The following is a 13853-nucleotide window of genomic DNA, read 5'->3' as shown; positions in this document are numbered from 1 at the left end:
CCTGGTCAGTTTGCCCCGGAATGGGGTGGTCAATTTGACGCGGAATCACTGGTCACATTCCGCCGGAATTGGGTGGTCAATATCAGCGGTATATCCAACTTATGATACCGAATTGGGATTAATAGTTCCCAAGGCTAAATCCCTTCCTGAAAAAGTTAAAGGAAACATCAAAAACGAAGAATATTTAAATATAATCAATACCTCTAGGCGTATCGGCGCTTGGTTTGGACAATTTAACCAATCAGAAATTTTACTCTACTTTAATCTTCAATTCTAATGGAATTCAGAATTAAATCCATATTTCTTATACCTAAAGATAAACATAAGGAAACCCGGATAATAGAATTTGATTTACACAAAGTCAACGTTATAACCGGAGGAAGTGAGAAGGGAAAATCGGCTTTGATAGCGATAGTAGATTATTGTTTAGGTAGTGGAAAATGTAGAATACCGACAGGAAAGATTAGGATTTATACGGAATGGTTCGGAATACACCTGATATTAAGCAATGAACAAGAAATAATTATTGCACGGAAAGAACCAGGGGATCATATTTCATCTGGCGATATGTTTTTGCGTGAAGGGAACGATCTAACTGTGCCTTCAACCATAAATAGTAATTGCAATGTAAATGAAGTAAAAAAAAGACTAAATAATATCGCGGGATTGACAGATGTGAGTGTCGGTGAGTCTGATAGTAAATCGGGATTTGATTCGCATCCTAGCTTTCGTGACTTTACCTCATTCATATTTCAACCTCAATACATCATAGCAAATCAAGTAAGTCTTTTTTATCGAACAGATTCAATGGCTCACCGACAAAAACTTATTAATCTATTCAGTTATATCCTGCAGGCGGTCGATAATCAGTATTTGGAATATAAAGAGGAATCGAAACTAATAGACCGTGAATTACAAGACTTAACTAAAGAATTAGAAAAACAACAACGCGGGTTTAACAAATTGATTGGCCAGTTAAGGGGTTTTTATCTGCAAGCGAAAGAGTTTGGCTTGTTAAAAAAGTACTCATATCCGGAAGATGATTGGAAAACCGAAGACTTTATAATAAAATTAAAGAGAGTTCCCGAAGAAGTCAATGATATGAATTTATTTCAAATGCCCTTAGATGCAGTAACTAAAACATCCAATCGCATTTCTGAATTGACGACATTAGAGTTAAATACGGCTCATGAACTTCAAAACCTGAAACATAGGCAGGAACTATTAAAGAAACTTATAGATAGTAATACAGGTTATAGAGATGATCTTCTCCATCAACATGCTCGTCTTAAAACTAGTAGCTGGTTCAATCAACTAATTGCTAAACATGAAGAACAATGCCCCTTTTGCTTGTCAATAAATAATAATGGGAAGAAGTACATCGAAACCCTTATAAAGGCAAATAATCAGATTATTTCAAAGGGGGTTCAATTAAACGATAATGGCGCGGTTTTGCGTTCGGAGCACAGAAAGTTAATCTCTGGTGTTCAAATAGTCATTAAAAAGCTAAATGAAGTTAGACAAGAATTAGACGTTTTAAAGAAAGGTAGTAATGACGAGAGTCAGCAATTAAATACTGTAAATTCTATCTACCGATTTGCCGGTAAAATTGAAACTGAATTATCGAGTTATGATAGATCAACTGACGATCAAATTATGCTTTCTAAAATTAAAGCTTTAGAAGAACGGAAGCAGTTCATATCGGATCAAATTAATCAGGATGTAGTATTTAATAAAGTTAAAAGGGCAAAGAAAAAAATTACCGATGCAATTTCATTCTATGCCGAAATTTTTAAAGCTGAGAATTACCAGGAGATTATACAGTTTAATGAAAAGGATTTAACATTAACATTTATATCTGAAACAGGTCGAACCGACGCGCTATATGAAATAGGCAGTGGTTCTAATTTTATGGCTTATCATATTGCCACGATTTTAGCTTTTCATGAATTTTTTTTAAGTTGTAAAAATCACCCAACCCCCAACTTTATATTTTTAGATCAACCTACACAGGTATATTTTCCAGAGACAGATCAGGAAAGCATTAATAAAAGTGAGGATAGTATACGGGTAGGTAGGATATTTGAGGCTCTTAATAGTGCCATTAAAAGAACAAAGGGAGGGTTGCAAATTATTGTTTTAGAACATGTGGGGGACTATGCATGGACGGGATATGAACATGTTGTCAGGCTTAAAAGGTGGCGAGAAGATGAGTCTGACACCAATGATCGCGCGTTGATTCCCGAATCTTGGTTAGATTGATTTGATTCCTCTCCACATTGGCAGGAGTATCTAGCGTCCTAAATCAGGGGCGTACCCGGCCCGCTCCCCTCCTCAAAACAAACTCTCATGCACTAAATAAAAAGCGTGTACCTTAAACTGCGGTATGGGTTTGTCTTTTTTAGAATATTGTTGCGCGTCGGTAATGGCTTGTTGCTGGCGGGTAATGCAGATCCGCTCGGCCGTCGCCCGGTCGTGATAGGTTTCGATAGAAAAATAGTTGTACTTGCTGAATATGTGGTTGTCTTCAACAACAAAATAAATCTTTTTAAACTTGCGTGGCATACTACAAAATTATGCTAAAAATATTAGTAAATAAAGCAATGTTTAAAAATATGTTTCCAGGTGTCGGCCCCGGGAATAGCACGGGCCTTGCTTTAGCTTCTGCCAAACGCATTTGCATATCTGCATATACGCACATCCCTGCAACACCATTTATTTTGTTTTGCTTACCTTTCCAAAAACACAAACTATTTAGTTGTAGCACCGTTACATAATGAGCATAAACAGCTACTGATGGGTAAAACATTTACGATTACTGCCGGCCTTGAAAACCTGGGTACCCTGCGTACAGGCGGCCAGGGCTCCGTTTACAAAGGCCGCCGTATTGGAGAGATCTTTGTAGCAGTAAAGATCCTTCCTACCCCTATCCATACCGAAAGCGAGGACGATAAGAACTTTAAAGATTTTACTAATGAGGTTGAGAAGCTAAAAAAGGTTAACGAAGACCCTACGCCGCATGTGGTTAAAATTTTAAATTCGGGTATAACCGAGAGCGGTTCGCTCCCTTTTATCGAGATGGAATTTATTGAAGGGCCGGATCTTGGAGAATTATTAAAAAAGCCCCATGACCCAATATTTACTATCCCGGAAATTATAAAGGTGGCTAACCAGCTGGCCAGCGCCCTGGCACATTGCCATAAGGTATCGGTTAAACATGGCGATATTAAAAGCAACAATGTTAAATTTAATATCCACACCGGTAATTATGTATTACTGGATTTCGGCCTGGCTATCATGTCTGATGAACAGCGTCGCGACAGCCTTAAAAATGCCGGTGCCGTTGAATTTATGGCCCCCGAACAGAATGAGGGCAATTTGCTTCCCCAGTCGGACGTATACAGCTACGGAATCATCTTGTACGAGTTGGTGGCCGGCGTCGTCCCCTTCCCTTTAACAGATAACGGTAATTCGGCACGCAACAACGTAATGATCGCGCATGTAGAAATGCCGGTTCCGGACCTGCTGGAAACACGTAGGCAAAACCTACCGCCAGAATGGCCCGAAGAAAAGAAAGAAAGGGAAATGCAGTTGCCCGAATGGTTATTGCAACTGGTTAGCAAATGCCTGGAGAAAAAACCCTTGGACCGTTATGCTGACGGCATGGAACTACAACAGGCCATATTGCTGCAGAATAGCGCCCTCGCCATAAAAAACGATACCGAGAGGGCATTGGTAATGGAGAATGTGAATGAAAGCTTACAGACTACCCTTGCTGAGGAACAAAATAAAGTTAAAATGCTGCATCAGGAGATAGCCAGACTGGAGACAACACTTGCTAGCACCGGAAATAAAAAACCCCAAGTGGGGATGCCGAAAGCAGCAATGTTTGGAATAGGATTATTGCTGTTAGGTTGCGGCGCATTTGCAGGGCGCTTGCTTTTTTCATCACAACCAGCAACCACACCGATAGCTACTGTTAAAAACGAAGGGCCGGTTAAAGCAACTGTTAAAAGTGAAGAGCCGGTTAAAGCAACTGTTACAAAAAAAGAAAAAGCACCGGTTAAAAAAAGCACTCCTTTAATAACAAAGCCCGTTGTTAAAAAAACAGTTGAGCCTGGTGCCACTGCTACTAAAAGCAGCGACGCAGGTAAAAAGTTTACGCTGTTTTCAACATACGCTTATTTTCATGACCGCCCTGATGAAGCCAGTGTCAGAAAGGCTAATATTAACCGCTGGAATAATGCCCGCCTAACGGCTATAGATGATCAAAACGGTTACATATACGTGATTTATAAAAATGAACAGGGGGAGGTAAGCAAGGGTTGGCTGAATAAAAAGAATCTGATCAAAGTTGGTGAATAAAACGAAATCCCATTTGTATATACGCACATCCCGGCAAACAGTATTTATTTAGAACCTGTCCAAATAGCGTTTGCCCGAAACGCCGTTTCTCATTAAGTGTTATATTTTGTAAATTCGCGGCACCTGCATATTTTAAGCATAGTTATTGCTTAATGTCCGCAGGCTTCTATTACTTTACTACTTAAAATACTACTCAAAATGGCTTTTGATTTAGATATGATCAAAAAGGTTTACGCCCGCTACAGCACCCGCACGGCTGCTGCACGTACGGCAACGCGTAAACCCCTAACTTTAACCGAAAAGATATTATACGCTCACTTAAGCGAGGGCGATGCTAAAACGGCTTTCGGCCGCGGTGTTGACTATGTCGACTTTGCACCGGATCGTGTTGCTATGCAGGATGCTACCGCGCAAATGGCGCTGTTGCAGTTTATGCAGGCGGGCCGTCCGCAGGTTGCGGTGCCAAGTACCGTGCATTGCGATCACCTGATACAAGCCAAAGTTGGCGCTGTAGAAGATTTGCATACTGCTGTGGACGTTAACCGCGAGGTTTATGATTTCCTGGCGTCGGTAAGTGATAAATATGGTATTGGTTTCTGGAAAGCCGGAGCGGGTATTATTCACCAGGTAGTGCTGGAGAACTATGCTTTCCCGGGTGGTATGATGATTGGTACCGATAGCCACACGCCTAACGCGGGTGGTTTGGGTATGATAGCCATTGGCGTTGGTGGTGCCGATGCCTGCGACGTTATGGCGGGCCTGCCATGGGAGCTGAAGTTCCCGAAACTGATTGGTGTTAAGCTGACCGGCAAGCTAAGCGGCTGGAGCAGCGCTAAAGATGTTATTTTGAAAGTTGCCGGCATACTTACCGTTAAGGGTGGTACCGGTGCTATAGTTGAATATTTTGGCGAGGGCGCGCAGTCGCTTTCTGCTACGGGTAAGGGTACCATTTGTAATATGGGTGCCGAAATTGGTGCTACCACATCGGTATTTGGTTACGACGAAAAAATCGCTACCTACTTGCGCGGTACCCAACGTGCCGAGATTGCCGATGCTGCCGACGCCATAGCCGAGCACCTAACCGGCGACCCTGAGGTTTACGCCAACCCTGAGCTATATTTTGACCAGGTGATTGAAATTAACCTTACCGAACTGGAGCCGCATATTAACGGCCCGTTTACGCCTGATTTGGCATGGCCGATCTCGAAATTTGCTACGGCGGTTAGAGAGAATGGCTGGCCCGAAGTGTTAGAGGTTGGCTTAATTGGTTCATGTACCAATTCATCGTACGAAGATATTACCCGTTCGGCTTCTATTGCAGAGCAGGCTATCAGCAAAGGCTTGAAAGTTAAGGCCGAGTTTACCATTACCCCGGGGTCTGAACTGGTGCGCTACACGGTTGACCGTGATGGCTACCTGGATACCTTCGGCAAAATGGGTGGTGTGGTGCTGGCTAATGCCTGCGGACCATGTATTGGCCAATGGGCCCGTCATACTGACGACCCTACGCGCCGTAACTCTATCATCACCAGCTTTAACCGTAACTTTGCCAAAAGGCAGGACGGTAACCCTAACACGCACGCTTTCGTAGCGTCGCCGGAGGTGGTTACTGCTTTGGTTATTGCCGGCGATCTTACCTTTAACCCACTTACCGACTACCTGACTAACGAGGCCGGCGAACAGGTAAAACTGGACGAGCCTTTAGGTATTGAAATGCCGGTTAGAGGTTACGCCGTTGAAGATGCCGGTTACCAGGCCCCTGCCGAAGATGGCAGTCAGGTTACGGTGTTGGTTAGCCCTACATCGTCGCGCTTGCAGTTATTAGATCCGTTTAAGCCTTGGGAGGGTACCAACCTTACCGGCCTTAAACTATTGATCAAGGCTAAAGGTAAATGTACTACGGATCATATCAGTATGGCAGGCCCGTGGTTGAAGTTCCGCGGCCATTTGGATAACATTAGTAACAACATGCTGATTGGCGCCATTAACTACTTTAATAACACTGCCGACAGCGTTAAAAACGAAATAACAGGCGAATACGGCCCGGTACCTGCTACCCAGCGCGACTACAAAGCGCATGGCATTGGCAGTATCGTAGTGGGTGATGAAAACTATGGCGAAGGTTCATCTCGTGAGCATGCGGCTATGGAGCCCCGTCACCTGGGTGTGCGGGTGATATTGGTGAAATCGTTCGCGCGGATCCATGAGACTAACCTGAAGAAACAGGGTATGCTGGGCATCACCTTTGATAACACTGCCGATTACGACAAGATATTGGAGGATGACAAAATTGACGTTACCGGCTTAACCGAGTTTGCCCCGGGCAAACAGCTAACTGTAGTACTGCACCATCAGGACGGCACGGTTGACAGCTTCGCGGTAAACCATACGTATAATGCACAGCAAATTGAATGGTTTAAAGCAGGTGGCGCGCTGAATATTATCCGTCGCAACCAGGCTGTTTAGCTTTTAGGGCTTTTGATATTATATAGAGACGCTTCGACCATTGGTCGGGGCGTTTTTTTGTTTGTGGGGATTGATTAATTGGTGTCATCTGAGCTTGTCGAAGGTGGCGGGTAAAGGCTTGCGCGCTTATGGTTCGACGGCTCATGACATCGCTCTTTGGTGTCCGGGAGTCCATTTTGTACGGTGGGGTTGCGGACGGAAAGGAAAAAAAGATTGGAAGCCTCACTAATAAAATAATGGCTACTTTCCAATGCTCTACTCCGTCTAGTCTACCTTAAACATCTTCATTCCCTCGCGGCCATAAAAAACGGGGAAGTACATCATTTCGGCTTTGGCGGGGTTAAGGTGGTAGTTGCCGCTGTAGCGGGCCGTTAGTTGTACCTGGTATTGGTATTTGCCGGCCTTTAGCTTGCGGCAAAATATGCTCACCTTGTCTTTAAAGTATTCGCGGTGTATCTCGTTGCCATAGTAATAGCTTTGGGTCTTGTTTTCGTAACTGCAACCGGCGGGGATAGGAATCTCTATCATCACAAAGTCGGCATCGGCTTTTGCAGTAACTTCGGCGGTCAGGTAAATGGTTTCGCCGCCTTTGGCGCCGGTAATGGTGCTTTGGTTTTTAGTGAATTTGGTATCAACTATAAAGTTCTCGCTCACCTTTTGCGGGTCGGGGTTCCAAAACTTTTGGTAGGCGGTTATGTAGACGGGCATGTCGCCGGTTTTGGCAATCTTTAATTTGGCGCCCGCGGCCAGCGTGGTAGTGTAAGGGAACTTAGTCACCGTCTCTTGCTTATCGCCACTGATAACTAACTGTGCCGGGCGGGGTGGCTGACCATCAACCAGCATATCGGGCAAAATAACCTCCAAAATCTGCGCCGACTCGTACGTGTTGCGCCAGTGCCCATCGGCGCGTTGCTCCATAAAGTAGTTGCGCAGCTTGGTTAACAGTTGCGGTTGCTTGCCGTCTTTCTTGATAATGCGGTAGGCCAGCAGGCTCTGCTGTATGCTGTTGTCGAACAAATAATAGCTGCTTTTGCCCCAGTACACGTTGCCAAACATGGTACGTTTCATGTCCTTTAGCAAACTATCCATCACCACCGGCAAACCTACCGATTGGCGGGTATGCATAAGGCGGTATTTATTAATGGTGCTTAAGGGTATTTTAGGGTCAAGGGTTTTCTCGTAATCGGTAACAAACACTTTTAAATCGGCATTGGGGTTAAGCTTTTGCAGCAAGGTTATCATGGTGAGCTGGTCGGCATCTTTATTTGATGCAATGCGGGCCACCAGGTAGTTTATTAAAGCCTGGGTGTATACGTTTACCGTATAGCCACGCTCTTTAGCGGTAAGCAGTGCTTCCATAACATGGGCGCTTATCCATAGTTCCTCGTCGGTGTCTTTCCACCAGCCCCAGGTGCCCTGGCTGGTGCGGTTTGCCAAAAGCCTTTTAATAATGTCATTAATGTCGGCGTCCCATTTAAATGGTCGTTTTAAATAGGCGAGAATCTGCTTCTCGGCCAGTAAGCCTTTTAGTTTTGATGCCAGCTGCTCATTACACAGGTATTGGTAGGTGCGCAGGTGCTCAGTCTCGTCAAGCAGGGTTGGCAGTGCCGATGCTTCCGCACGTACGGTAGCTTCCTTTAAGTTAGCACTGGCCTGCAGGGTAATGGTGGTGTCTTTCTCTAACACATCGAATGATCCTTTAGTCTCCAGGCTGCCTTGCTCCATCAGCGGGATCTGGCGGCGTTCGCCGTCAAAGTAGCCGTTGTTGCGCTTAATGCTATACTCAAAGGTCAGGCTGTCAGTACCGGCAGCAACCATTTTAAAAGTATCAAGTCGCGAGTTTTGCAGGCTGATGTTACCATCGGCCAGTAGTTGCCCGTTGTAGTTAAATTTGCGGTTAAGCTGTATGGTATCGGTAGTGTAGTTAAGCACTTTGCCCAGGGCAGAAAAACTATCGCCCCTAACCGCAAACACCGGCGACACGAAGTTAGCGCTAATGGGTTTGTACGATTTTACTTCGCCCTCGGCAGTGCCGGTTTGGCGCTTGTCGGTTATGCCGATAACAAAGGTGCGCCAAGCGGTAATATCGTCCGGGTAGGTTACTTTAAACTTGGCCTTGCCTTCGGCATCGGTTGTAAGCTTGGGTTGCCAGTAGGCGTAATCAGAAAAATTATGGCGCAAGGTTGACGAGGTTTGCGCGGCTTCGCCATTTTTTGTGGTGATGATGACCACGCCATTGGCACCCAGGGCCCCGTAAAGCGCGGTGGCGGCCTCACCGGTTAGCATGGACCGGCTGGCTATCATATCGTCGGCAGGCAGAAAGCTTTTTCCGTTTAGCCTGACGCCGTCTACCACGTACATTACCTCATCAGTTTTAAACACAGATGACAGGCCACGAATGTTTACCGTACCACGCATACCCGGCGCGCCGGTACTGTTTTGGATATTAAGCCCCGCTACTTTACCCTGCAGCAGTTGTTCTACATTGCCAACGGGATTATCCTGCACTTCTTTACCGGTAATGATGTACGACGACCCGGTAGTTTGGTCGCGGTTGCGTTTAACATAGCCGCGTACAACAACGTCGCCTAAGGTATTACCGCTTGTGCTCAGGTTGACAGTTACATTTTTACCGGCCACTATAGCCAGGCTTTGTGGCACATAGCCCTGCATGCCGATATTTAATATTCCGCTTGCCGGTACTTTGATCTTAAAGTGCCCTTTAATGTCGGCCTCGGTATATAAGCCGGTGTTTTGTACAGATATTGCGGCGCCGGTTAATGGTTCGGCTGTTTTGGCATCGTATACATAGCCGGTCATATAGCCTATAAGTGCTTTTGGGTCGATATATTTACCATTGAAGATGGCTTTTATGCGTTGCACACCTTCTTCAGACAAATAGCCAACGTAAGGGATGGCCAGCATATCGGCAATGCTTTTACTTACGCTATCGGCAGGGAGCGGTTTAACCGTCCCGGCATCAAAATAATTGGTGCCCGCAGCCCTGACATCCAGGTTTTGCATCAGGAAATAGCTGTTGTCTTTAAGGATACACATTACCCGGTATTTGCCCGGGGCGTAGGTGCCTAAATGCGTGTAAATGCCGGTAAGCAACTGCATAAAGTCGGGTTCGGTATGTTTAAATACCAATATGTGTTTAATGTAGGGAACCTTACCATCGGCCAATTTACCGTGGCTTATAATGAGGTTGCCGCCGCCGGCAAAGTACCTTGAACCGCCAGAGCCGTTCCGGTTACGGGTGATCAGGTATTCTTTCCACATATCTTCAGTTTCCATCCAGGTGAGGGGATACTGCCGATAGTCTGTGGCGCCTTGCAGTTTATTCAGATTTTTGATGTAGGGCGGGTTGGCAGGATATGACTTTTGTTTGATCAGGCCCGGCTGAAACTCAAAGGTATAGCCGCCTTCGCTGTAGAAGTCTGTTGATGAGCCACCCTTAATTTGGAGGTTGGTATTTTTGTCAGCCAGCGGGCCCACCACGATATTTTTACGGTTGTAGTAGCTGTTGTAGTCAAACTTATGGTTTATTAAAAAGGTCCTGTCGTCCTGGCGCAGGGTAGCCATGCTTTGATTAAAGTTTGGTACAATGGCTATGGTGTAGCTATTGATCAATATCTGCTCGCTTTTAGTGAGCGTATCGGGCATGTTTTGGTAAATCAGCTTGGGGTTTTGTAGGGGATCTGAATTAACCGATAGGATGAGTTTTTTGCCAAAGGGGATCTCTACATTGTTCAGGGTTATCACTTTGTTGCGCGTGCGTAATGTTAGCGTATGCTTGCCGTAATAGGTGTAAAAACTGTATCTGGGTAAATCATCAGACTGGCTGAAATATACCGGCCTTAAATCTATAGACAGCATATGGATAGGCAGGATCTCGCCATTCTCTACCACAAATGGCGCCACCTGGGTAATGCTACCGGGGTTGGGTTCGGTAATAGTGTACACGCTATCCGGATGGGTGAAGCGGTAATAGCTAATACTGTCAAGCCCCATACCTTTGGCCCAGTGTTGCCAATTGAGTTTTATCCGGCCGGTGTCGGCTAGTTGTTTCAGTTGCAATCGTGGGTTGGTTTTGCGGTACTTAAAGGTATTACCCAGATAGGGTACGTACGCCTTTTGGTAGTTTTCAAACTTTTTGGTAATGCCATAGGCGGTAATGTCTGCGTTTGCAACGGCCTTGCCCTGGTGGTCTTTTACATCAATCTCAATATCCGCCTGCTGGCCGGGATAAACTGTTAATGGTTGGTTAACGTTAATGTGCAGGAACTTATCCAGCAGTGGTACTTGTTCGTCGCGCTGCTGTGGCTGGCCGGCCCAAACATAGTTTAATCTCAGAGAAATATCACCTGAGTGCCTGATAGGTTTACGATAGTTTAGTTGGGTTGCAGATCCCTGCTCAACTATTTTATTACCACCATAAATAGTATACCAGAGCTTAATGTTGCGCGGGTTATTGACATTAATAAACAACGAATCCGTCGATCTGAAACTGCTTACCAGGATTTTATCGCCACCGGCTACATAAATTGATTTAGAGATACTGTCAACCTTAACTATAAATGCAGCGGTGATAGGCCCAACGGCCAGCTGCGCGGGCAGGTTTACCTGCAGCGCTTTAGTAGTGTCATTGCCGGTGTTAATGCGGGTAAGACACGCTGTGGCAGGCCTGGATTTGCCGTTGATGAGGTAATCGATTTTAAGGCTGTCGTTCTCAATCTCGGCTTTAATAGTATTGGTTAGATAGCTCCAGGTTAGGCTTTCACCTTTTTCGCGGCTTTCATTGTCGCTGTTAAGTAGTGTTATTTTTGCCTGATAGTTTAAGTTAGCCTTTGGGAAAATAGAATCAGGCACAACGAGCTTTGTTTCGCCCACAACATCCAGCGGTAATTCATGCCGCCATAAAGTATCGGGCACAAATACCTTTTTGTCGCCATAGCCGGTAACGTATCCGGTTTGCAACTGTAAAATTACGCGGCCGTCGGTAATATTGAGTCCGTTATCCCCTGTAGCTTTAAAATACAATGACGAAGGCAATCCCGGCGATCCATCGCGCCTGTCAACGCGCACATTTAACTGGTTGCTTTTTAAATTGTAGTCCTCATACTGAAAAAAGCCTTCCTGGTAAAGTGTTCTTTTTGAAATGATCTCCCATTGGTTCTTATTATCCGGAAATTTCTTTGGGTCGTAATTCAGGCTCTCCATCGTTTCCAGGCTGATGATATAACGACTGTCCAGATCAAGCTCAAGGCTGTCCTGATCTACCTTGAATTGAAACTCGAACCCGCCTTTGCGGTAAGCTTTAACAATGCCTATTATTTTGCCGTCCTCGCGATAGTTTTCCTTTATCCGTACAATCAACTGCTGGTCTTCTACCGGCAGGTTTGATTTTTTTTGCAGGATGAATGCTTTGAATTTTACGGTGTCGCCAGGCCGGTACTTAGGCTTATTAAACACCATAAAACCCGGATTTGGCGTTGGGCGCTGCGTATAATTGTCGCGCACCGGCGCTGCGCCGCCGCTGAAAATATTCTTTATTTTTCGCCACAAAATGGCCAGGGGCTTTTGCCGTGGCGTGCTGTTGTAATTCCTGTAAACAAAAGGTTTAGGCTGGCCAATGTTATAAAAGTTATTTACACCCTTATATACTACTTTGTAAATACTGTCTTTTTTTGATCTGACAATGTGGTAGGTTTCTGTGTGCTTGTCAAATACTAAGTGCTTATGGTTGCGATAAACTTCGGCATCGGTAATTTCTTTGCCATCGGCGTCCATCAGTACAAAAGCAACATCTTTACCGCCATTCATCAGCATTAAGTTAGCGGTATGCTGCTGTATCAATTTATAAACTAACTTGTTTTTAACTGCTAATACTTTAACATAATTACCCGGGGGTAGTATGGGACTTTCAGGATGATCGGTAGGGTATTTTGCGACCTCCTCAGTTAACGATTCCTCTTTAATTTGCGCTTGTCTGCCGGATATAAATAGTTGGGTATTTACATCATTTAACTTATAAGTGTAAGTGTAGTAGCTACTAATGCGGCTATTGGTAAGGGGCTTTTGCGCACAAGCCAATAACGCAAGAAACAGCAGGGGGCAAAGAAGTAAAAATCTCTTCATTTAGAAAGGTTTATAGCAGGTAATCAATACTACAACTTTCCGGATAGAATAGGAAGAACTATTTTGGTGGAAAACAGACTTATACGACATAAAAAAAGAGGCCACCTCTTCCCGTTGGAATCGGGAAGGGTGAGCCTCTTTACATAATTACTCGTTATTTAATCTTAGTTCTTTAAACTCAGCTCTTTTACTTGCATCATTTTGCGCAGGTTGTTCAGCGCGTAACGCATGCGGCCCAGGGCGGTGTTTATGCTAACATCGGTAATGTCGGCTATCTCTTTAAAGCTCATGTCGGCAAAGTGCCGCATAATCAATACTTCTTTTTGTTCGCTTGGTAGTAGTTGTATCAGGGTCTTCAGGTCCTTATGTGTTTGTTCGCGTACCAGGCGGTCTTCGGTACTTTCGTCGTATTCGCCCAGCACTTCAAATATGTCAAAGTCTTCGCTGGTATTCACGGTTGGCGCACGTTTTTCGCGCCGAAAATGGTCTATCACCAAATTGTGGGCAATGCGGCTCACCCAGGGTAAAAATTTACCTTCTTCGTTATATTTGCCGTTGCGCAGCGTGTTAATTACCTTAATAAACGTATCCTGAAAAATATCTTCGGCAAGGTGTTCATCCTTAACCAACAGATAAATAGAAGTGTAAATTTTTGATTTATAACGTCGCACCAACTCCACTAATCCCTTCTCGTCGCCACCGACATAAAGATGGATTAAATCCTGATCACTTTGCAATTGAAAATCCATAAAAGCGTTTACTTTAAACTTTGTTTAAATAAATAGTTAAGTATAGCTTCTAATCGATATGGATCCTCCTTAGGGGTTGTTAATTAAATGTTACACCAAATAAAACGAATTCCGGATTAAAAAGCAAATAAT

At 44.6% G+C, this 13853-nt stretch carries 7 protein-coding genes; 4 read left to right on the top strand and 3 right to left on the bottom strand.

Features of this window, described 5'->3' with window-relative positions; translation table 11 throughout:
• Positions 1 to 277: hypothetical protein (locus tag ACFSYC_RS09030; RefSeq protein WP_377126011.1), on the top strand; the 277-nt coding region annotated here is incomplete at its 5' end.
• On the top strand, positions 277 to 2262 hold the full coding sequence (locus ACFSYC_RS09025) for a DUF3732 domain-containing protein (protein WP_377126009.1): 1986 nt from the start codon (positions 277 to 279) through the stop codon (positions 2260 to 2262). The genes ACFSYC_RS09030 and ACFSYC_RS09025, both read left to right, overlap by 1 nt.
• A 72-nt stretch (positions 2263 to 2334) precedes the next feature.
• On the opposite strand, the gene ACFSYC_RS09020 is transcribed toward ACFSYC_RS09025, so the two are convergent.
• On the bottom strand, positions 2335 to 2565 hold the full coding sequence (locus ACFSYC_RS09020) for a hypothetical protein (RefSeq protein WP_377126007.1): 231 nt from the start codon (positions 2563 to 2565) through the stop codon (positions 2335 to 2337).
• Between the two features lie 231 nt (positions 2566 to 2796).
• Here ACFSYC_RS09020 and ACFSYC_RS09015 point away from each other — a divergent pair, with 231 nt between their 5' ends.
• Both ACFSYC_RS09015 and ACFSYC_RS09010 read left to right on the top strand, forming a co-directional pair.
• Positions 2797 to 4365, top strand: a complete 1569-nt coding sequence (locus ACFSYC_RS09015) for a serine/threonine-protein kinase (protein WP_377126004.1) — start codon at positions 2797 to 2799, stop codon at positions 4363 to 4365.
• Positions 4366 to 4563: 198 nt separating this feature from the next.
• Positions 4564 to 6831 (top strand): aconitate hydratase, encoded by a 2268-nt coding sequence (locus ACFSYC_RS09010; RefSeq protein ID WP_377126001.1) that lies wholly within the window; start codon positions 4564 to 4566, stop codon positions 6829 to 6831.
• 264 nt (positions 6832 to 7095) lie between these two features.
• Here the strand turns inward: ACFSYC_RS09010 and ACFSYC_RS09005 are convergent, their stop codons facing one another.
• The gene (locus ACFSYC_RS09005; RefSeq protein WP_377125998.1) at positions 7096 to 12972 is read right to left on the bottom strand and encodes an alpha-2-macroglobulin family protein; all 5877 of its coding nucleotides are present in this window, start codon (positions 12970 to 12972) and stop codon (positions 7096 to 7098) included.
• Between the two features lie 164 nt (positions 12973 to 13136).
• Entirely contained in the window at positions 13137 to 13721 is a 585-nt protein-coding gene (locus ACFSYC_RS09000) for an RNA polymerase sigma factor (RefSeq protein WP_377125995.1), read from the bottom strand.
• Positions 13722 to 13853: the final 132 nt, after the last annotated feature.

It is taken from the genome of Mucilaginibacter antarcticus, assembly GCF_042686155.1.
GTDB lineage: Bacteria > Bacteroidota > Bacteroidia > Sphingobacteriales > Sphingobacteriaceae > Mucilaginibacter > Mucilaginibacter antarcticus.
Note: the sequence above shows the minus strand (reverse complement) of the source record. Positions and strands in the feature narration are given on the sequence as shown.